Annotated in this window: 17 protein-coding genes; 11 read left to right on the top strand and 6 right to left on the bottom strand. The window is 72.8% G+C overall.

Translation table 11 applies throughout. The annotated features are described in order from the left end of the window. Window positions 1–80 precede the first annotated feature (80 nt). From M3185_RS13895 to katG, 4 genes are all read left to right on the top strand, one after another. Window positions 81–611: a TetR/AcrR family transcriptional regulator gene (locus M3185_RS13895; protein ID WP_251334271.1), complete on the top strand. Its 531-nt coding sequence runs from the start codon at window positions 81–83 to the stop codon at window positions 609–611. Window positions 612–614: 3 nt separating this feature from the next. Further along, window positions 615–962 carry a DMT family transporter gene (locus M3185_RS13890; RefSeq protein ID WP_251334270.1) on the top strand — a complete coding sequence of 116 codons (348 nt, stop codon included), beginning with the start codon at window positions 615–617 and terminating at the stop codon, window positions 960–962. Further along, window positions 962–1,285, top strand: coding sequence for a DMT family transporter (locus tag M3185_RS13885; RefSeq protein WP_251334300.1), 324 nt, complete (start codon window positions 962–964; stop codon window positions 1,283–1,285). Before M3185_RS13890 ends, M3185_RS13885 begins: the two co-directional genes overlap by 1 nt. Window positions 1,286–1,924: 639 nt before the next feature. Continuing rightward, window positions 1,925–4,135, top strand: coding sequence for a catalase/peroxidase HPI (gene katG, locus M3185_RS13880; protein WP_251334269.1), 2,211 nt, complete (start codon window positions 1,925–1,927; stop codon window positions 4,133–4,135). 295 nt (window positions 4,136–4,430) lie between these two features. Here katG and M3185_RS13875 read toward each other — a convergent pair whose 3' ends face one another. Then, window positions 4,431–5,465: an LCP family protein gene (locus M3185_RS13875; RefSeq protein ID WP_251334268.1), complete on the bottom strand. Its 1,035-nt coding sequence runs from the start codon at window positions 5,463–5,465 to the stop codon at window positions 4,431–4,433. After that, the gene (locus M3185_RS13870) at window positions 5,462–6,448 is read right to left on the bottom strand and encodes a DUF368 domain-containing protein (RefSeq protein ID WP_251334267.1); all 987 of its coding nucleotides are present in this window, start codon (window positions 6,446–6,448) and stop codon (window positions 5,462–5,464) included. The genes M3185_RS13875 and M3185_RS13870 overlap by 4 nt, the downstream gene beginning before the upstream one ends. 1,537 nt (window positions 6,449–7,985) lie before the next feature. On the opposite strand from M3185_RS13870, the gene M3185_RS13865 reads away from it, so the two are divergent. The 4 genes from M3185_RS13865 to M3185_RS13850 all read left to right on the top strand — a co-directional run bounded on the left by M3185_RS13865 (window position 7,986) and on the right by M3185_RS13850 (window position 13,218). Continuing rightward, window positions 7,986–10,085 (top strand): primary-amine oxidase, encoded by a 2,100-nt coding sequence (locus tag M3185_RS13865; RefSeq protein WP_251334266.1) that lies wholly within the window; start codon window positions 7,986–7,988, stop codon window positions 10,083–10,085. A 3-nt stretch (window positions 10,086–10,088) separates the two neighbouring features. Next, window positions 10,089–11,657, top strand: a complete 1,569-nt coding sequence (locus tag M3185_RS13860) for an APC family permease (RefSeq protein ID WP_251334265.1) — start codon at window positions 10,089–10,091, stop codon at window positions 11,655–11,657. Further along, complete coding sequence (locus tag M3185_RS13855; protein ID WP_251334264.1) at window positions 11,644–12,168, top strand: hypothetical protein; 525 nt, start codon at window positions 11,644–11,646, stop codon at window positions 12,166–12,168. Before M3185_RS13860 ends, M3185_RS13855 begins: the two co-directional genes overlap by 14 nt. Before the next feature lie 66 nt (window positions 12,169–12,234). Next, entirely contained in the window at window positions 12,235–13,218 is a 984-nt protein-coding gene (locus M3185_RS13850) for an AraC-like ligand-binding domain-containing protein (RefSeq protein ID WP_251334263.1), read from the top strand. On the opposite strand, the gene M3185_RS13845 is transcribed toward M3185_RS13850, so the two are convergent. The 3 genes from M3185_RS13845 to M3185_RS13835 form a co-directional block, all read right to left on the bottom strand. After that, window positions 13,158–13,676: an aldehyde dehydrogenase family protein gene (locus tag M3185_RS13845; RefSeq protein WP_308222214.1), complete on the bottom strand. Its 519-nt coding sequence runs from the start codon at window positions 13,674–13,676 to the stop codon at window positions 13,158–13,160. The genes M3185_RS13850 and M3185_RS13845 overlap by 61 nt on opposite strands. Before the next feature lie 106 nt (window positions 13,677–13,782). Further along, the gene (locus M3185_RS13840) at window positions 13,783–14,679 is read right to left on the bottom strand and encodes a sucrase ferredoxin (RefSeq protein WP_251334262.1); all 897 of its coding nucleotides are present in this window, start codon (window positions 14,677–14,679) and stop codon (window positions 13,783–13,785) included. Window positions 14,680–14,689: 10 nt separating this feature from the next. After that, window positions 14,690–15,895 carry a cupin domain-containing protein gene (locus tag M3185_RS13835; RefSeq protein ID WP_251334261.1) on the bottom strand — a complete coding sequence of 402 codons (1,206 nt, stop codon included), beginning with the start codon at window positions 15,893–15,895 and terminating at the stop codon, window positions 14,690–14,692. Between the two features lie 80 nt (window positions 15,896–15,975). On the opposite strand from M3185_RS13835, the gene M3185_RS13830 reads away from it, so the two are divergent. The 3 genes from M3185_RS13830 to moeB all read left to right on the top strand — a co-directional run bounded on the left by M3185_RS13830 (window position 15,976) and on the right by moeB (window position 18,323). Next, on the top strand, window positions 15,976–16,113 hold the full coding sequence (locus M3185_RS13830) for a hypothetical protein (protein WP_251334260.1): 138 nt from the start codon (window positions 15,976–15,978) through the stop codon (window positions 16,111–16,113). 504 nt (window positions 16,114–16,617) lie between these two features. After that, window positions 16,618–17,070 (top strand): molybdenum cofactor biosynthesis protein MoaE, encoded by a 453-nt coding sequence (locus M3185_RS13825; protein WP_251334259.1) that lies wholly within the window; start codon window positions 16,618–16,620, stop codon window positions 17,068–17,070. Between the two features lie 5 nt (window positions 17,071–17,075). Next, complete coding sequence (moeB, locus tag M3185_RS13820) at window positions 17,076–18,323, top strand: molybdopterin-synthase adenylyltransferase MoeB (protein WP_374238519.1); 1,248 nt, start codon at window positions 17,076–17,078, stop codon at window positions 18,321–18,323. A 291-nt stretch (window positions 18,324–18,614) separates the two neighbouring features. On the opposite strand, the gene M3185_RS13815 is transcribed toward moeB, so the two are convergent. Then, on the bottom strand, window positions 18,615–20,585 hold the full coding sequence (locus tag M3185_RS13815; protein WP_251334297.1) for a BCCT family transporter: 1,971 nt from the start codon (window positions 20,583–20,585) through the stop codon (window positions 18,615–18,617). Between the last annotated feature and the right edge of the window lie 339 nt (window positions 20,586–20,924).

Here is a 20,924-nt window from a genome sequence, read left to right as displayed (position 1 = left end):
ACGGTGCGACGGCCGAGGCCGCCGCACCGGTGTTGGGTAACATGGTGACACCACCCTTCCGGTTGGTAAAGTCATTTTTCATGAGCACTTCCTCCCGAGACCGGGTCCTGGGCGGCGCCCTCGAGCTGCTCCGAAGCGGTGGCACCATCTCCCTCGAGTCGGCCGCACGGCACGTGGGCCTGAGCAAGCCCGGGGTGATGTACCACTTCCGCACGAAGGAGGCGCTGATGCTCGCGCTGGTCGACCGGGTGATGGACGGCTGGGAGGAGCAGATGGCCCGCCGCCTGCCCGCCCCGGCGGAGCAGGTGCCCGCCCGCGAGCGCCTGCGCGCCTACCTCGACTGGTGCCTGTCCGGGGAGTTCGACGAGACGGATCTGGTGATGCTCACCGACCCGCGGCTGCGCGGAACGCTCAAGGAGCGCTGGGCCGCGCGGGTGGCACCGTGGGTCGCGCTGCCCGGGGACCTGCCGGCCGAGGACCGGGACCGGCTGCTGACCGTGCGGCTGATCGCCGACGGCGCGTGGTTCGCCGACGCCTCGGGCATCCTCCCTCTCGACCCGGACGAGCGGGTGCGCGTCCGGGCCGTGGCCGACGCCCTGCTGGCGGCCTGAGCCGTGGCGCGGTGGCTGCTGCTGATCGCCGCAGTGCTCAGCGAGGTGGCGGCCACGCTGTCGCTGAAGGCGGCGCTGGACGAGCCCGCCTGGTACGCGCTCGTCGTCACCGGCTACGGTGCCGCGTTCACCTTCCTGGCCGCCGTGCTGCGCCGCGGCACGCCCGTGGGGGTCGCCTACGGCGTGTGGGCCGCCCTGGGGGTGATGCTCACCGCCCTGGGGGCGGCCGTGGTCTTCGGCGAGCGGCTGAGCCCGGCCGTGCTGGCCGGGATCGCGCTCGTCGTGGCCGGTGTGCTCTGCGTGGAGATCGGTTCCCACCGTCCCGCCCCGCGGCAGGAGGAGGCACCATGATGGCCTGGCTCTTCCTCGCCGGCTCGATCCTCACCGAGGTCGCCGGGACCCTGTCCCTGCGGATGGCCGCCCGGGGCCGCCCCCGCTGGTACGCCGCCGTGCTCGCCGGCTACCTGGTGGCCTTCACCTGCCTGAGTCTCGCGCTGGCCGAGGGCATGTCGCTGGGGGTCGCCTACGGCATCTGGTCGGCCACCGGCGTGGCGCTGACCGCGCTCGCCGGCCGGCTGCTGTTCCGCGAGCCGTTCACCTGGGTGACGGCGGTCGGGGTGGCGCTCATCGTGGGCGGGGTCTTGCTGATCGAGCTGGGCGCCGGGCCGGCCTGAGCGCTTCCGTGCGCTCGGCCGGCAGAGCCTCCGTGCGCTCGGCCGCCGCCGGCGGGAACGGCCGCTCCACCCGCGGTGCGGAGGCGGGGATGCTGGAGGAAGGCGTCCTGCGTGAGGGACTGCCGGTGCCGGCGGCTTCTTGACTGCCTCCGGACCCGGCACCAGACTTTGAAGCGTGGTTGCACCGCTGGATCGCCAGCAGCTCCTCCTGGGTGCCGCCCCGCGGCTCACCCGGCCTCGGGCGGCGGCACCGGATGCCGTGCCCGCGCCGGCCGGGACGGATCGGATGCGCAGTGCCCGCCCATCGTGATCCCCCCGGCCCGTCACACCCCGCCGTGCCCGGCACCCCGCCGGCGCTGACCACTCCGGCCCCGGTGGGCCGGAGCCGGCCCACCGGCCTCCCGGCCCGTCGCAGGGCGCGAGCACGGGGTGACCACCACCGTCCCGCCCGCAGGCCGTGCCGGGCATGGTCGAGGCCGACCGCGCGACCGGTGTGGCTTCGCGCCCCGTGGCGCACGGCGAGCACGGCCGCTCCACGGACCGGTTCCCTGTCGGCGGGGCCGACCTCGTCCCCGGACAGCCATGCCCCGCATGCGGGACCGGCCACCGCCCCGGACAACCCTCCTGGAAGGAAATCCCATGTGCCCGACGCCCGAAGCTCCTGCCCACGGCAGCGAGAGCGAGAACCCGGCGATCGACTCCCCCACCCCCAAGACCGGTCGCCGGCCGAGGACGGTCCAGGACTGGTGGCCCGACCAGCTGGACCTGGGGGTCCTGAGGAAGCACTCGGCCACGACCGACCCGCTGGGCGCCGACTTCGACTACGCGAAGGAGTTCGGGACGCTCGACGTCGAGGAGCTCAAGCGCGACCTCGTCGAGCTGATGACCACGTCGCAGGACTGGTGGCCCGCCGACTTCGGGCACTACGGGGGGCTGTTCATCCGGATGAGCTGGCACTCGGCCGGCACCTACCGGATCGCCGACGGCCGTGGTGGCGCCGGGGAGGGCGCCCAGCGGTTCGCCCCGCTCAACAGCTGGCCGGACAACGCCAATCTCGACAAGGCCCGGCGCCTGCTGTGGCCGGTCAAGCAGAAGTACGGCCGGAAACTGTCCTGGGCCGACCTGCTGGTCCTCGCCGGGAACGTCGCGCTCGAGTCCATGGGCTTCAGGACGTTCGGGTTCGGCTTCGGACGCCAGGACGTCTGGGAGCCCGAGGAGATGTTCTGGGGCCCGGAGGACACCTGGCTCGGTGACGAGCGCTACGCCGGCGACCGGGAGCTGTCGGGCCCGCTGGCCGCGGTGCAGATGGGACTGATCTACGTCAACCCTGAGGGCCCCGGCGGCAACCCCGACCCGGTGGCCGCCGCCCGTGACATCCGCGAGACCTTCCGCCGGATGGCGATGAACGACGAGGAGACGGTCGCCCTGATCGCCGGAGGGCACACCTTCGGCAAGACCCACGGCGCGGGGCCCGCCGACCACGTGGGCCCCGAGCCCGAGGCCTGTCCGGTGGCGGCGCAGGGGCTCGGCTGGAGGAGCACCTACGGCACCGGCAAGGGCCCGGACACGATCACCAGCGGGCTGGAGGTCACCTGGACCAGCACCCCGACCCGGTGGGGCAACGGTTTCTTCGGGAACCTCTTCGGCCACGAGTGGGAGCTGACCGAGAGTCCCGCCGGGGCGCACCAGTGGGTCGCCAAGGACGCCGCTGAGACCGTTCCGGACGCCTACGACTCGGCGAAGAAGCACCGGCCGACAATGCTGACGACCGACCTCGCGCTGCGGGCCGACCCGGTGTACGAGAAGATCTCGCGGCGCTTCCACGAGAACCCCGACGAGTTCGCCGAGGCGTTCGCCAAGGCCTGGTACAAGCTGCTCCACCGCGACATGGGCCCCGTCTCCCGCTACCTGGGCCCGTGGGTCCCGGAGCCGCAGCTGTGGCAGGACCCCGTCCCGCCGGTGGACCACGAGCTGGTCGACGACGACGACGTGGTCGCGCTGAAGGCCGCTCTCCTCGGCTCGGGCCTGAGCGTGTCCCAGCTCGCCTCCACCGCCTGGGCCGCCGCGTCCAGCTTCCGGGGCACCGACAACCGGGGCGGGGCCAACGGCGCCCGGATCCGCCTCGAGCCGCAGCGCAGCTGGGAGGTCAACGAACCGGCCCGGCTGGCCGAGGTGCTGCCCGTCCTCGAGCAGGTCCAGCAGGACTTCAACGGCGCCCGGTCCGGCGGCAAGAAGGTCTCGCTGGCCGACCTCATCGTCCTCGGCGGCTGCGCCGCCGTCGAAGAGGCCGCGCGGAACGCCGGTCACCAGGTCGAGGTCCCGTTCCGGCCCGGGCGCACGGACGCCACGCAGGAGCAGACCGACACCGACTCCTTCGCCGTGCTCGAGCCCCAGGCCGACGGCTTCCGCAACTACCTGGGCTCCGGGGCGAAGCTCTCCCCCGAGATGCTCCTGCTCGACCGCGCCTACATGCTCAACCTCACCGCCCCGGAGATGACGGTCCTGGTCGGCGGCATGCGAGCCCTGGGCACGAACGTCGGGACGTCGCAGCACGGGGTCCTCACCGACCGCACCGGGACCCTGACCAACGACTTCTTCGTCAACCTCCTCGCGTCCGGCACGGAATGGAGGACCTCCGGGTCGTCGGAGGACGTCTTCGAGATCCGCGACCTCGCCACGGACGAACTGAGGTGGACGGCCACCGCGGCCGACCTGGTCTTCGGCTCGCACTCCCAGCTGCGGGCGATCTCCGAGGTCTACGCCGGCGACGACGCCCAGGAGAAGTTCGTGCGCGACTTCGTCGCCGCGTGGGTCAAGGTGATGGAGCTCGACCGGTTCGACCTCCGCTGACGACGCCACCGGCACGACCCGCTCGGACCACACGGGAGGGGAGGCCGGCGAGCACCTGCCCGGACCGGGGGAGCGAGGGAGCGAGGTGCCCGGTCCGGGCCGGGCACGGCGTCACCGGCACGCGCCGGGACGTGTGCGGCCGGAGGGTGGCCGCCGCAGGTGGCACGGGCCCGAGGCAGCCGGCGTGGCTGCTCGGCTCCCGGTCGTTCGTCCCCTCCGCGCGCCCCAGCAGTGCCGTGGCACGGTGCGGCGCGGTGACCCGGACGAGGAGGCGGGGAAGCGGCTCGACGTGAGCTCACAGCCCGTGGCCGGGCTCGGCGACGGTGGTGCGGGGGGCGGCGCCGAGGGGTTCGTCGCCGGCCAGCGCGGCGAAGATCCCCTCGGCCTCGGCGGCGGGCACCACCCGGTTGGGATCGTCGGGATCGGGTTCCCAGGGCATGAGGTCGATGCTGATGCTCTCCCGCGGGACCCGTGCGATGCCGGCGCCGAGCCGGGCCAGGGTGCGCACGTCGGCCAGGTCGGGGTCGGCCCGGACCGAGGAGGTCACCGCCTCCAGGAACGTGTAGGCACGCTTCGGACGGGTGGCCAGTCTCCGTTCCTTGATCCGGTCCACGACGGTGTACATCACCGTCTGCTGATTGCCCATGCGTCCGATGTCGCTGCCGTCGCCGATGCCGTACCGGGTCCGGGCCCAGGCCAGGGCCTGGGCCCCGTCGAGGACCTGCTCCCCGGCCGGCAGGTCGAGGTCGGCCTTGGGGTCGACCATCGCCTCGGGCAGGTCGACCGGCACCCCGTCCAGGGCGTCGACGATACGGGCGAACCCGGCGAAGCGCAGCTCGAGGAAGTGGTCGACCCTCGCCCCGCTCAGCGCCTCGACGGCCTTGACCAGACACCCCGCCCCGTCCCCCAGGGCTGCGTTGAGCATGCCGTGCTGCCCGGCGAAGACGTCGCTGAGGTCGTCCGTGCAGGCGGGGAGGTCCATCATGGTGTCCCGGGGGATCTGCACGGCGTCGATGCGGGACCGGTCCTCGCTCAGGTGGGCCAGCACCATGGAGTCGGCCCGGTCGCCCAGGGCCGGGTCCCCGTCGCGGGCGTCGGAGCCGACGAGCAGGAGATTGGTCCCGCCACCCCGCACGGCGCCGGCCGATGCCGTGCCGGCTCCGCGGTCCAGGTCCACCGTGTCGATGGTGTCGACCAGACGGGCGAACCGGCCCAGCATCGCCGGGACCGTCACCACCGTCAGCAGGACCAGGACCATGCCGAAGGTCACGGACAGCCGGACCCAGCGCGGCCACGCGGCACAGGAGGCCACGGCGTCGGCGCGCGTCACGGCCTGCGCCCCGGGCCGGGGTGCTCCACACCGGCGATTTCCTCGGGCACCCCCTGGCCGGTGCGCGCCCGGGTGCGGGCGTCGAGGCCCAGCACGGCCACGACGGCGCAGAACCCGGCAGCGCCCACCAGCGCTGGGACCAGCCAGTCCCCGTCGGGGGCCACCGGTGTGCGGTCGGCCAGCTGCCAAGGCCACAGGGACCTCATGGCCCCGAGCATCAGCCCGGTGACCACGACCATGGTGGTCCGGTGGTGGTGGGCCAGCACCCACTGCAGGACCTTCACGATCGCGGCGAGACCCAGCAGGCAGCCGGTGAGGAACAGGCCGAGGTAGGCGAGGTCCCGGTCGGCGACCGCCTGCAGGGTGGGCTGGTACAGCCCGATCGCCAGCAGCAGGAAGGAGCCCGAGAGCCCGGGCAGCAACAGTGCGCAGACGGCGGCCGTCGCCGCCGCCACGATGAGGACCGGGTGCGGGTCCACCACGACGGGCGGCAGGGACACGAGCGCGAACGCCGCGACGGCGGCGGCGGCCACGACGGCCCCGTCGCGCATGCGCACCGGCCCGCCCGCCAGACGCAGGGGCACGGCCAGGGAGGCCGCCACCATGCCGAAGAACGCCGCCCGCGTCGTGACGGGGTGGGCGTCCACCAGGACACTCACGGGCCCGGCCACGCCCAGCAGGGCCACCACCATGCCCACGGCGACCGGAACGATGATCCGCCACTGCACCGCCGCCAGGTAGTCCCCGGCCCCGGCGAGGCGGTGGGGACCCAGCACCAGCTGCTTGGCGGCGGAGACCAGGCGGCCGGCGGAGTTGATCAGCTCGTCGTAGATGCCCGTCACCAGCGCCATGGTGCCCCCGCTGACCCCGGGCACGGTCTCGACGACCCCGATCAGCGCTCCTCGGACCATGTTGGCCGGGATCGACGCACGGTCGGTCGGCGGGGACAGGGGCACACGAGAGGTCGAGCGGGACGGCGGCACGGGCGACTCCTGCATCGGGGGCGGCATGGGAAGGGGGGCGATGCGCGCACCGCCCCCCAGCGGCACCACCGTCGCAGACCCACCTTGATGCCAGGTGGGCGCCGGCTGACAGGTTCCGCCCACGGCCGGCGGTCGACGTGACCACCGACCCGGTTCTCCGGCGAGGGCATGGGGGTTCGCTCACGCGCCGGCCGAGGAGCGCCCGGGACAGGCCGAGGCCGCGGGTGATCCGGGGGACCGGTTCCCCCGCTTCGACGGGCCGTAGGGTGCCGCGACCGGCTCACCGCGGGCCGCGCCCGGCCCGGTACCCGGCCGTCCTCCCCTCCAGGCGCTCGCGGCGGGTGGGCTCACCCGGCGTGCTGGGTGAGACGGGAACGTCTCCGTGGTCCACGCTCCTCACGGTCTCGTGCGCCGTGTCGTCGCTGCGCCACGCGAACGGCCGGTGGCGGAAGCTGGTGAGGACGTGGCGGCCGTTGCCCTCGAAGGAGTCCTGCCGCCGCCCGCGGCCGCACGTCCCTGCCGTGCTTCTGCACCCAGGTCACCGGCCCGCCGGACCAGCGGGTAGCCGTCCGTCCCGGCCCGCAGGCCGGTCCTCTCGGCCATCCCCGCCGGGGGTGGCGATCATCGCCCGGTCATCCGGAACCGCCACGTGGTCGTCGTGCTGCTGCCGCGGCTCCGGGCCGCCGTTGAGCCGGGTGCGCTCCTCGGCCAGCTCGCCCACCACCGCGGGACCAGCCGGTCCGCGGTGCGCTCCTGGACCGCCCGCCAGCGGCTCGTCGCCCGCCTCGGGCCAGGGACGGTTGGGACCGCAGCGGGTCAGCACGTCGTCGGACGTCCCGCGCACCCGGCCCGAGGACGAGCCGGCCAACGGGGTCCTGCGATCGACCCGGGCCCGGACCGGCGCCGCCCGGACGCCGGCGCCCGACCTCGTCGGGGCGCCGGCGGAGGGCACCGTCCCCGACCTCGTCGTTCCGCATCGACCCGACATCGCCGACGGCGCGGTCGAGGCCCTCGTGGGCCCGGTCCTCCACCCAGGACATCGGCGCCGGTGGAACGCACCGGCGCCGCCGGAGGCCCGAACGCCGCCGTGCGGCCGGGCCGTTCATCGGCCTGTCGGGGTCACGGCCCTGCTCCAGCACCTCTCGCCGTCCGCCGCGGCCAGCCCGCGGCACCCCGGGAGACAGGTGGGACGGGGCTCCGCCCAGACGCATCAGGACGGCTGCCTGCGACAGCCACCCCAGTCCCCCGTGCGGTTCTGTGCACGCCGTGCGCCGGCCCGTGTCCGAGCAGCCCCCTGGAAGTTCCGAGCAGCCCCCTGGAAGTGGAGCGTGCTCGTTCGACCTCCCGCACGGGCCTGGTGTCGATCGGCCGGGCGAAGCGCCGGTCTTCGCCATTTGATTCTCCGTGCACGTCGACCGCCATCCAGTGAACGAAGTCCAGCGGACGCACGACAGGTGGTGTTGCCTGGGTCACCATGGACAGCAATCCCCGTTGCGGCCGGATCCCCGGCCTCCTTCGTCACACCTGGAGAGCGTCCATGAGCGAAACCACCCACCCCGTCCGCCCCTCCGCACTGGGGGTGGGCCATCCCCTGGACCTGCTGACTCCTGCGGAGATCTCGGCCGCCCGCCGCATCCTCGCCGACGCCGGACACGTGGGGCCGGCCACCCGGTTCCCGCGGGTCCTGCCCGTGGAGCCGCCGAAGTCCGTGGTCCTGTCCCACGCCGACGGCGCGGACGACTTCGACCGGTCCGTGGACGTCACCCTGCTGGACACCGACACGGGCGAGACGCGCCGGGCGGTCGTGTCGGTGACGGCCGGGCAGGTGCGCTCGATCGAGACCCTGGCCACCGGGGAGCACCCCTACGGCCAGGCCCAGTACCTGTTCGAGGAGTACGACCGGGCCGCGGCGATCGTCAAGGCGGACCCGCGCTGGCAGGCCGCCATGGCCCGCCGCGGGATCGAGGACACGACCCACACGTTCGTCTCCCCGCTGGCCCCGGGGTTCTTCCCCCGGGAGGACGAGACGGGCAGGCGCGTGATCCGCTCCCTGACCTTCCACCGCCGCTTCGAGGGCGACAACCCCTGGGGCCACCCGGTCGAGGGCCTGATCGCCCATGTCGACCTCACGGCCGGGGTGGTGATCCGCCTCGAGGACGAGGGCGAGGTGCCGGTCCCGATGGCCGACGCCAACTACACCCCCGAGCACGTCGGCCCCGCCCGCACCACGCTCAAGCCCCTGGACATCGTCCAGCCCGAGGGCCCGTCCTTCCAGGTCGAGGGCACGCACGTGAGCTGGGAGAACTGGAAGCTGCGCATCGGCTTCAACGCCCAGGAGGGCCTGGTCATCAACCAGGTCACCTTCCGCGACGACTCCGGGGAGGAGCCCGAGGACCGCTCCGTGCTCTACCGCGGCTCCGTGCCCGAGATGGTGGTGCCCTACGGGGACACCACGAGCACCCGGTTCTGGATCAGCTACTTCGACGCCGGGGAGTACCTGCTGGGCAAGAACGCCAACTCGCTGAAGCTGGGCTGCGACTGCCTGGGCGTGATCCAGTACTTCGACGCCTTCGTGGCCGACGACGAGGGCCACCCGATGGAGATCCCGCACGCGGTGTGCATGCACGAGGAGGACTACGGCATCCTCTGGAAGCACACCGAGCCCGGCGAGGCCCCCCAGGTGCGCCGCTCCCGGCGGCTGGTCATCTCCTACTTCGCCACGATCGGCAACTACGAGTACGGGTTCTTCTGGTACTTCTACCTCGACGGCTCCATCCAGGTGGAGGCCAAGGCCACCGGGATCGTCTTCGCCGGAGCGTGTGTGCCCGGGCAACCCGGCCGCCACGCCGCCGAGATCGCCCCGGGCATCCAGGCCCCCGTCCACCAGCACATCTTCTGCGCCCGCCTCGACGTCGCCGTCGACGGGATGGCCAACTCCGTGCAGGAGGAGAACCTGGTGGCCCTGCCCATGGGCGAGGACAACCCGTACGGCAACGCCTTCACCTGGTCGCGCACCGACCTCACCCGCGAGTCCGAGGGCGTGCGCGACGCGAACACCGAGACCGGGCGCAAGTGGTTCGTCACCAACCCCCACCGGCGCAACCACGTCGGGGAGCCCACCGCCTACCACCTGATCCCCATGCCGGGGCCGCGGCTGCTGGCCGCGGAGGGCTCCTCGGTGCGCAAGCGGGCCGAGTTCGCCACCCACCACCTGTGGGTCACCGCGTTCGATGCGGCCGAGCGCTTCCCGGCCGGGGACTTCCCCAACCAGCACGCCGGCGGCGGCATCGGCGAGTGGGTGAAGCAGGACCGCGAACTCGCCGGCACCGACGTGGTGCTGTGGCACACCTTCGGCCCCACCCACGTCCCGCGCACCGAGGACTGGCCGGTCATGCCCGTGGACTACTACGGGTTCTGGTTCAAGCCCTACGGCTTCCTCGACCGCAACCCCGCCCTGGACCTGCCCGACTGGTCCACCGCCGGCGGTCGGTGCTGCGGCACCGAGGTGGGCCGCGCCGACCCCGCCCCCGCCGTCGAGAGGGTGCACGCCATCACCGGCACCGGCGACCACCCCCACGGCCATGCCCCGAGCCCCTCGCCCCGCTCCGCAGCCCCCGCCTGCGACTGCAAGGACTGACCCATGAGCGCGAACGCCACCCCGTCCGACAACCCGCCCGCGCCCGGGAACTCCACGGCCTCCGGCCATCTCGCCCAGAGCGGGGGGCTGGACCGCCGGACGCTGACCGTGCCGTCCCTGGTCTTCCTCATCATCGCCGCCTCGGCTCCGCTGACCGTGCTGGCCGGCGGGGTGACCTCCACCTACGCCGTCACCGGCCTGCTGGGGGTGCCCCTGGCCTACGTCGGGCTCGGGCTGCTGCTGGGACTGTTCGCCGTGGGCTACGGGGCGATGTCCGCGCGGATCACCAACGCCGGGGCGTTCTACGCCTACATCGCCGACGGCCTGGGCCCCCGCCAGGGCATCGGCGCCTCGTGGCTGGCGCTGGTCAGCTACAACGCCATGCAGATCGGCCTCTACGGCATCTTCGGCTTCGCCCTGTCCTCCCTGCTGGAGGCCAGGCTGGGCCTGGCGGTGCCGTGGTGGGCCTCGGCCCTGGCCGGGCTCGTGGTCGTGGGCCTGCTCGGGATCAGCCGGGTGGACCTTTCCGCGAAGGTGATCGCCGTGCTCGTGGCCCTGGAGTTCCTCGTGGTGATCGTCGTCGACGTCGTCTCCCTGGCGGTGGCCCCGGAGGGCATCAGTGCCGCCCCGCTGATGCCGGGGGAGTTCTTCGCCCCCGGCATCGGGGCGGTGCTGGCCTTCGGCATCGCGGCGTTCATGGGCTTCGAGTCCGGGGCGATCTACAGCGAGGAGGTCAGGGACCCCGCTCGCTCCGTGCCGCGGGCCACCTTCACCGCCGTGGGCATCATCGCGGTGTTCTACGCCGGGTCGGCCTGGGCGCTGGCCGTGGGCATCGGTCCCTCCTCGATCGTGGCGGCCGCCCGGGAGAACGGGCCCGACCTGGTGTTCGTCTTCCTCACTACCCACGGCGGGGTGCTGCTCACCGACATCGCCCAGGTCCTGTTCGTCACCAGCCTGCTGGCCGCGCTCATCGCCTTCCACAACGCGGTGGCCCGGTACTTCTTCTCCCTGGGCCGCGAGGCCGTGCTGCCGCGGTGGCTGGGGGCGGTGGGGCGGGCCAACCACGCCCCGGTGGCCGGGTCCCTGACCCAGAGCGGCCTCGCCGTGGTGCTCGTGGTCGTCTTCGCGGTCACCGGAGAAGGCTCGGAACTGGGCCCGCTCTTCCCGGTGCTGACCCTGTTCACCTGGCTCACCAACGCGGGCGCCTTCGGGCTGGTCTTCCTGCTGGCCGTCACCTCGCTGGCCGTCATGGGCCACTTCCGCCGCGACCCCGGGGGTCACTCCGTCTGGGTGCGCTGGATCGCCCCTGGACTGTCTGCGGCGGGTCTGGGGGCCGTGTTCGTGCTGATCCTGGTGAACTTCGACGTCCTCATCGGCGCCGAGGGTCCCAGCCCGCTGGCGGTGGTCATGCCCGCGATCGTCCTGGCCACCGGGGCGGCCGGGGTGGTGTGGGGAGAGCACCTGCGGCGTCGTCGCCCCGACGTGTTCGCCCGGGTCGGCACCGGAGGCACCGCCGAGGTGGTTCCTGCAGCCGCCTCCTCCAGCGCAGGAACCGGCGATGTCCGCCGCTGAGGCCGTCCGGCCCGCCCCGGCCCCGCGCCTTCTCGTCGGCGCGTCCGACGCGCGCACCTCGACCCGGCCGGTGCACGTCCTCCTCGTCGCCTGTGTGGCCGCCTCCGTCGCAGCCCACGGATGGATGGCCGTCGGCGGCGGCCACGGTGCCGGCTGGTCGCTGGTCATGGCCGCCATGTCCCTGGCGTGCACCGTCTGCCTGGTGGATCTGGTGCGCCGGCGGGAGGCGCACGGGCCGGTGCGCATGGCCCTGGGCATGGCGGTGGCCATGGCCGTGGTCCATGTCCTGATGCTCCCGCTCATGGCAGGCGGGCAGGGAGGGACCCAGCATGCGCACCACGCAGAGGGCGGTACCGCACCGGGTGCCGTGGCCGCCTCCACCGGCGGGGCGGACCACGGCACCATGGTCCTGCCGATCGCCCTCGAGCTGGTGGCGGCGGGTCTCGCATCGGCTCGGCTGCGCCACCGGTCCGCGGGCTCCCGAGCGCGGATTCCCGGCTTCCTGCGCTAGGATGCGGTCTCGACTGTGACGGCGAACACGCCGGGCACGCCCACAGCGGAACGGGAAAGGCATCTCATGGGGTCGACATCGGGCGCTGGTGCCCACGCTTCCTCGGTCCCGACCCTGGTCGAGTCGATCCGGGACTGGACGAGGCTCTCCTGCCGCTCCTTCGTGCCGCTGACCTGCACGACGACGTCCCCCCGCACGTTCCGGGGCGCCATGGTGACCCGGCAGGCCGGGAAGGTGCACCTCACGCAGCTGCGCTTCGGTCCGCACGTCGTCGAGCGGGCTCCGGTGGCCCCCGGGGATCCCGGGGCGGGCCGGTTCAAGGTCGGGGTGCAGCTGGAGGGGCGCGGGATCGTCGAGCAGGCCGGCCGGTGCGCTGTGCTCCAGCCCGGGGACATGGCCCTCTACGACACCTCGGCGCCCTACCGGCTGGAGTTCCCCGAGGAGTCCCGCCTGCTGGTGCTGATGTTCGACCACGCCGTCCTGGACCTGCCGCCCAACGCGGTGGCCCAGCTGCGGGCTCGCCGGACCGGGCCGGAGGATCCCGTCCACCGGATGGTGGGCTCCTTCCTGGCCTCGATGGCCGAGCACCTGGGCGAACTCACGGGGATGACCGGCCAGCGGATGGGCAACTCCGCCCTGGATCTGCTCACCACGTCCTTCAACCACGCACTCGACGAGCAGGCGGCATCGTCGGCCGACGGGAAGGACCGGTTGCGCGCCAGCGTGCACGACTTCATCGAGGCCCACCTCGCGGACCCGGAGCTGGACCCGGCGATGATCGCCCGGGCCCACTACATCTCGGTGCGACGCCTGCACCAGGTCTTCCACGACGAGGGGACCACGGTCTCGACCTGGATCCGCACCCGCCGTCTGGAGCGGTGCCGCAGGGCGCTGGAGGACCCCGTGAGTGCCGGGGTGCCGGTCGCGCGGATAGCGGCCCGATGGGGCTTCACCGACGCAGCGCACTTCTCACGGGTGTTCAAGGCCGCCTACGGCACGACGCCCTCGCACCTGCGCGCGCGCTCCCTCGACCCAGGAGAAGCGCCTTGAGCACACAGTCCTGGAGCCGACGGCGTCAGCACAGACGACGAACGTGACGCCGGTGGCCCTCCCCGGACGCAGGCCACCGGCGCCACACGTGTCCGTGCGGGGCGCCGCGTCAGCCGTGGACGACCTGGGGGGATGCCGAGGTGCTTGCGGCCCTCCGGGCCGTAGCCGGAGCGCCTGGCCCCGCCGAAGGGGATGCGCGGGCCGGCGTTGCCGTGCTCGTCGATCCACAGGGTGCCGGCGTGGACGCGGGCGGCGACCTCGCGGGCCCTGGCGGGATCAGCCGTCCACACGGAGGCGCCCGGGCCCACCCCGGGACCGTTGGCCATGGAGATGGCCCCCTTCACGTCGGTGTACTTCACGATGGGCAGCGCCGGGCCCAAGTGCTCATGGGCCACCGGCGGGTGGGTGTCGTCCAGGTCGGCGACCAGGGCGGAGGGGCCGGGATCGGGCAGGTGCACCCGAGGAAGGACGCGGTGCGTCGCCCGATCCGGTCGGAGATCCCCGATACGGTCGACCCGTCGGTGGCCGATCTGCCCACGACGGCGCCTCCGGTCCGCCCGGCCTTCAGACCCTGCGGATCGACGTGAGCTCGTAGACCGTGGCCGAGCCCATCGCCGGCCCGCGGCAGGTCAGCCGAGCCGGCGGGGCGCGGTGGGCCTGCAGTTCGACGTCGACACGCGCCGGGTGAGGCGGCCTGCCGGTGATGCGGATCCGCCAGTGGTCGCCGTGCCGGAAGCTCTCGGCGACCGTGTAGTCGTTGCGGGCGGCCGGACCGAAGCGTCTGAGCGCGGCCGTGACAGCGGCCTGCTGCGGCGGGGAGAGATCCGTGTATCCGCGCAGGTGCTCGGCGTGGATGCGGCCCGCGAGGTGCTCCTCGATCGTGGCGACGGAGGACGTGGCATCGAGACCGCCGTAGTAGACGCCGTCGGGGGCGACGACGACGTTGGCGGCGAACCGGTCACCCCCGACGTGCGTGCATTCCCACACCAGGTCCGGCCAGCGCTCGCTCAGTGCCCGTCCCACAGGCCGTCCGCGCACGGAGCAGCAGGGGTCGTGCTGACCGTGGGTGCAGACTAGGAGGACGGGGGGACGGCCGAGCACGCCCGGAACACCGAGGGCTGTGGCGACCTGCGCCAGCTCCTCGTCGCGGTGCCACGTTCCCCAGTGCTGACGACAGGCACCGGAGTTGTCCCGGTGCAGCACGGCCCAGCGGCTGGGGCCCTCGCGACTGCGGCGGCCGTGCCGCCTGACCAGGAGCACGCGCGCCTGCGCTGCCTGCGCGGCGGAGAACACGCGGGCTTTGGTCTCCGGCTCGAGCTCGAGGCCGTCGAAACCGTTGATCGGCCACCGGCCTCGGTACTCGACGAGGACCCAGGCGACGCCGCGCGGCGCGGTTCCTGCCATCGGGTCGCCGCGCGTGCGGGCGCCGTCGGCGCAGAGGAAGCGGTCCGTGGCGGTCATCGCGGCGACGTCACTGTCCGGCGGGAACGAGGACCCCCGCCCGCAACAGTCTTCTCGTGAGGTCGACGCCAAGAGCGTCCGCGGTGTGGACCGCACCGTCGAGCAGACGCGCGACAGCGGGCAGATCGGCCTCCGGGAAGTCGAGCCAGCCCACGCGCGTGGTCAGGCGTGAGCCCTCCAGCCGTGCTTCCAGCGCGCCACGCAGCCGCACCGGGGACCCGGGGCCCAGGTTCTCGACGGCTTCGAGCTGGGCCAGCGGTCCCAGCGGCGCCGCACGTCCCTGTCCTCGCCGGGTGCGGTGGAACAGGGCGGTGGAATCGGCCTCGGCGACGGCGGCGGTGACGCGCTCGCGGATGGCGTCGATCTCCCCGCTCGGACCGTCGAGGCCCAGGGGCAAGGTTCTGCGCATCTCGGGATCCTCGCGCAGCGCGGCAAGGGCGGCCTGGACGAGCTGTTCGGCCAGGGCGTAGCGGGTCCAGTTGTGGACCCCGAGGGTGAGGTGGATGGAGACCTCGCCCTGCGCCTGGGCGGCATGCAGCCAGCCACGCGGCAGGTAGAGGACATCACCGGGTTCGAGCACGCTGTCGATGTAGGCCCCGCCTTTCGCGGCCTCGGCCACGGCGGAGCGGCGATCGGTCCAGGGGTGATCACGCAGCGGGTCCGGGTGGACGGGCTCGTGGATGATCCAGCGCTTGGTGCCTGCTATCTGCAGGACGAAGACGTCGTGGACGTCGTAGTGATCGCCGAATCCGCGGTTCTGGGGCGGGGTGATGTAGGCGTTGGCCTGCACCGGATGCCCGAGTTCGGTGCTCAGCCGGGTCGTGAAGGCCGAGACCGGTTCCCACGTGCGGTGCAGCGCCTGCAGGACGAGGGTGGCGCCGTCGGCGAAACTCCGCCACAGCGCGGTGTCGTCGAGCTGGTCGGCGATGGTGGCGCCGACGCCTGCGGAGGAGGTGAACGAGGAGTCGGGAAAGGTGGAGCCGTCCTTGGCGACGCGCAGGAAAGGTGTGCGCAGGCCACGGCACGAGAGCAGTTCGTCGACGGCCGCGGCGGAGAACAGGTCGGAGAAGTCGCCGGCACAGCGGGTGAGCAACGCGGTGCGCCCCCAGACGTTGCCGGCGAACTGCTCCCGCCCGATGTCGATCAGGCGGGTCTCCAGGACCCCGGCGCCTCCCGGGGCGCCGGGGTCCTGGGGATCAGTCCGAGTGGTGCTCAACCTCAGCTGCCTCGTGCTCCGGCTCCCCCGTCGGCTCCCCCGTCGGCACCGCCGTCGGCTCCCCCGTCGGCACCGCCGTCGTGGACGCCCGGAGTGCCGGACGCGCCGCCGTCCGCCGGACCTTCCGCGCCCCCGTCGGCACCGCCGTCGTGGACGCCCGGGGCGCCGGACGCGCCACCGTCGGCCGGGCCTTCCGGCTGGCTCGGATCCTGCTGTGAATCAGTCATGCTTGCCCCCAGAGTGAAGTGACTCGGGTCAGGCTCCGTCACCGGCACCTGATCACCAGACCGGGCGACCCGTCATCGACACCGCCCGCGCTCACCCTATCGGGACAGGTCAGGCGTAGGAACAGGCTGTGGTTTCTTACGGGTGGAATTCACGGCGCCGAGGCCACTCCCCACGGCTGCGATGAACCGGAGGGGGACGGGGTCGTCCGACCGCGCGGCCGAGCGGACCGCGCGGCAAGGGCTCCAGCACCGATCCACCGGCGAATCGCGTCGTCACCGACCTCGAGGTGCCGATTCGACACCTGCTCGCGACCCGCCCGGCTGCCGGGGTCCCCGCCGCAGGCCGGCAGCCCGCGCGGTGCTCGACATGCCCGAAGGGGTCAGTGTGCAAAGGACACCGAGCATGTCGGCGCGAGATGCGGAAGACTGGTAGCAGGGCGACCGAGCACGGCCGCTCCCCCACCGCGGGACCACGACACTGCAGGAGACCGATCGATGAGCATTTCCGGGCCTGTTGAGGCTGAGACGGTGGTGGTGGGCGCGTTCGTCACGGGTGAGCCGCTGGATCATGCCCGGGCGGTGGCGGCGGTGCAGGAGGCGCGCACCGGGGCGGTGGTCTCCTTCAGCGGGGTGATCCGCGACCACGACGGCGGGCGCGGTGTCACCAGCCTGGACTACACCTGCCATCCCAGCGCCGGGGAGGTGATCCAGGCGGTGGCCCAGGCGGTGGCCGAGCAGTTCCCCGGGGTGCGGATCTGGGCCGCCCACCGGGTGGGGCACCTGCAGATCGGGGACTCGGCCCTGGAGGCGGCCGTGGCCGCCGCCCACCGCCGGCTCGCCTTCGCCGCCTGCGCGGCGCTGGTGGACCGGATCAAGACCGAGGTCCCGATCTGGAAGGAGCAGCGCTTCACCGACGGCTCCACCGAGTGGGTCGGGCTGGACGCCTGAGCACCGTGGACCCGCACCCCCTCGCCCCGCACCCCCTCGCCCCGTCCTCGGGGGGGTTGCCTGCGCTGGTGGAGCCGGGCCCGGGACTCACCGACGCGGAGCTGCGCCGCTACGCCCGCCACCTGAGCGTGCCCGAGATCGGGGAGGTGGGCCAGCGCCGGCTGAAGAACGCCCGGGTGCTGTGCGTGGGCGCCGGCGGGCTGGGCTCCCCAGCACTGCTCTACCTGGCCGCCGCCGGGGTCGGGACCCTCGGGATCGTCGACGACGACGTGGTGGAGGTCTCCAACCTCCAGCGCCAGGTGGCGCACGGGCACACCACCGTGGGGGCGGCCAAGACGGCCTCGGCCGCGGAACGGATCGGGGACCTCAACCCGCTGGTGGGCGTGGTCGAGCACCCCCACCGGCTCACGGCCGCCACCGCTGCCGCGGTGCTGGCCGGTTACGACCTGGTCCTCGACGGCACCGACAACTTCGCCACCCGCTACCTGGTCTCGGATGCGTGCGCGCTGGCCGGGATCCCGCACGTGTGGGGCTCGATCCTGCGCTTCGACGGGCAGTACTCGGTGTTCTGGGCCGCGCACGGGCCCACCTACCGCGATCTCTACCCGGTGGCCCCGGCCCCGGGAGCGGTGCCCAGCTGCGCGGAGGCCGGGGTGCTGGGGGTGCTGCCCGGGATCGTGGGCACGGCCATGGCCGTGGAGGCGATCAAGCTGATCACCGGGATCGGCACCACCATGCTCGGGCGGGTCGCCACCTACGACGCCCTCTCGGCGCGGTGGTGGGAGATCCCGCTGGCCCCCACCCCCGGGCGCCCGACGGTCCCCGCCCACCCCGGCGCCCACGCCGGCGAGGACGGGCCCACCGGCGCGGTGCCGGGTGCGGCGGCGGGTGCGGCGGCGGGTGCTTCCGCCGGGGACGCGCCCACGGTCACGGCCCGGCAGCTGGCCGCGATGCTGGCCGCCCGGGGCCGGGGGGAGGCCGACTTCGAGCTGCTCGACGTGCGCGAGCCCTACGAGGCCCGGCTGGCGGCGATCCCCGGGGCGCGGCTGGTCCCGCTGGGCGAGCTGGAGTCCGGGGCGGGGCTGGCCGGGCTGGACCCGGCCCGGCCCACCGTGGTGCACTGCAAGGCCGGAACCCGCTCCGAGACCGCCCTGCGGCTGCTCACCGGCCACGGCCACCGCGACGTCACCCACCTGCAGGGCGGGATCCTCGCCTGGATCGACCAGATCGACCCCGACCAGCAACCCTACTGACCCGCCCCCGCCGAACCGACGCGGGACGTCGGTGCCTGCCGTGGAGGGCGGTGCTGCTCCTTCCCCATCGGAGGACTCGCGGGTTCCCGGCACGTTCGACGCTCCAGCGGCCACCGGACGCCCCACGCGGATGCCGCGGCCGCTCCCGCGACGAGGCGACAAAGAGGTCTTCGGCTCGATGTGGGAAGCAGAAGTTCCACACGTCGAGCCGAAGACCTCATGTCCGCTGAGGGCTGCTCCACCCTTCCTGGCCGCGGAAGGATCGTGCCCCGCGGCTACAAAGCCTCACTCCTAGGGAACCGGCTCTTTGTCGATTCCCGTTCCGAGACGCTCACGGTCCTTCTTCCGCCGGCGGCCGTTTCCGTTGCCGGGCGGGTAGATGGGTTGTCCGGCCGCGGTGGCGTCGATGGCCTGGAACATTCCGGTGAGCGGTTCGGCGCTCTCCCGGGTGACGAGGGTGAACTTCTGGTGCCCGTAGTCGTCCACGGCGGTGCGGATGGTGCGGCGCATCACCGAGTCGGACAGGCGCTGGCGCAGCCACATCGGATCCCGCCGCAGGTCCCGGGTGAGGGCGAAGCACAGCACGAACATCACCAGGATGAACGGCAGGGCGGCCACGATGGTCAGCCGCTGCAGCCCGCCGAGGGCCTCGGCGGGAGTGTCCCCGCCGGCCAGCAGCATCACGGCCGCGACTGCGCCCATGAGCACGCCCCAGAAGATCACCACGGGCTTGGACGGCTCCAGGGTGCCGCGGGAACTGAGCGAGCCCATGACGATGGAGGCCGAATCGGCGCCGGTGACGAAGAAGATCGCGGTGAGCACCATGGCCAGCACCGCCAGCCCCACGGTCAGCGCCTGCGGGGCGCCCAGGCCGGTGAACATGTCGTAGATCGCCGCGTCGAAGGAGATGGTGGGCACCCCGTCCACCAGCGTGGCGATCCCGTCGCCGGTGTCAGGGGTGGCCTCGGCGGTGCGCTGGATGTGGATGGCGCTGCCGCCGAAGACGGCGAACCACAGCAGGGACACCAGCGAGGGCACCAGCAGCACCCCGGTGACGAACTGGCGGATGGTGCGGCCCCGGGAGATGCGGGCGATGAACATGCCCACGAACGGGGTCCAGGAGATCCACCAGGCCCAGTAGAAGATCGTCCACCCGGACAGCCACTCCCGCATGGACTCGTCCCCCACCGCCTCGGTGCGCGCGGCCATCTCGGGCAGCTGCTGGAAGTAGGAGCCGATCGCGTTGGGAATGAGGTTGAGGATGAACAGGGTCGGGCCCACCACGAAGATCACGACCGCCATGAGCACGGCCAGCACCATGTTGGTGTTGGCCAGGAACTGGATGCCGCGCTCGATCCCGGACACCGCCGAGGCCACGAAGCAGAAGGTGAGCACCGCGATGATCAGCACGAGCAGCGGGGTGGCGACCTGACCCACCACACCGTTGAACTGCAGCCCGCTGCCGATCTGCAGAGCCCCCAGGCCCAGGGAGGCCGCCGAGCCGAACAGCGTGGCGAAGATCGCCAGGATGTTGATGATCTTCCCCCCGATCCCGTCGACGGCCCGGCGGCCGAACAGGGAGACGAACGCCTCGGAGAGCAGGTTCTTGCGGCCCAGCCGGAACGTGCCGTAGGCGATGGCGATGCCCAGCACCGCGTACATCGCCCACGGGTGCAGGGTCCAGTGGAACAGCGAGGTGGCCATGGCCGTCTCGATCGCCTCGGCCGTGGACGCGTCCACCGTGGCCGGAGGCGGGGAGATGTAGTGGTAGAGCGGCTCGGCCACCCCGTAGAACATCAGGCCGATGCCCATCCCGCAGGCGAACATCATGGAGATCCACGACACCGTGCGGAATTCCGGGCGCTCTCCGTCCTTGCCCAGCGGGATGGTGCCGTAGCGTCCCAGGGCCAGCCACAGGACGTAGACCACGAACAGGGACGACAGCAGCACGAAGATCCACCCGGTGTTCTCCAGCACCCACCCCAGGGCCGCGGTCGAGACCGTGGACAGGTTGTCGGTGGCGATGAAGCCCCACGCCACGAAGGCCACCACCAGCACCCCGGTGACCCCCAGGATCACCTTGTCCAGACCCTCGAACCCCCCGCGCAGGGAACCTCGCCGCTCCTGCACACCCTCCTTGAGCGCACCGAGGATCTGGGCCTCCTCCGCCTCGGCGTGGTGCAGCTCCGTCAGATCATCCACCGGACAAGCCGGCGCTTGGGGATCCGACCCCGGACTTGCTTGAATGTTTTCATTGCTCATCATGATCCCTTCCCGGGAATATATGAGGTCGAAATACCATATTGTGAAATGAAACAGCACCGGGTCCGCACCCGGTGAGCGGAGGTCACCACGTGCCCCGCGCCTGCGAGAGAGCGGTCCTGTTCTTTCCGTCTACCACGGCCGCGCGTCCTGCCCGCGCTTCCCTGTACTGCGAACTGCACCAGTCGGCCTGCGAACCGATTGCGGCGCCGACAGCCGAGGTGTGCAGCTGTCAGCGCCGGCAACCGGCTCACCCCTCCTGGAAGTATCATCCTCCGCACGAAGTCTGACTACATCGGGGGTGGGTGGGGTGGGGTCAGGGGCGGGGGGTGGCGACGT

Origin of the sequence: Kocuria rosea (assembly GCF_023715525.1) — a bacterium.
Taxonomy (GTDB): domain Bacteria; phylum Actinomycetota; class Actinomycetes; order Actinomycetales; family Micrococcaceae; genus Kocuria; species Kocuria rosea_A.
The sequence above is the reverse complement of the archived record's forward strand: the minus strand, read 5'-3'. Positions and strand labels throughout refer to the sequence as shown.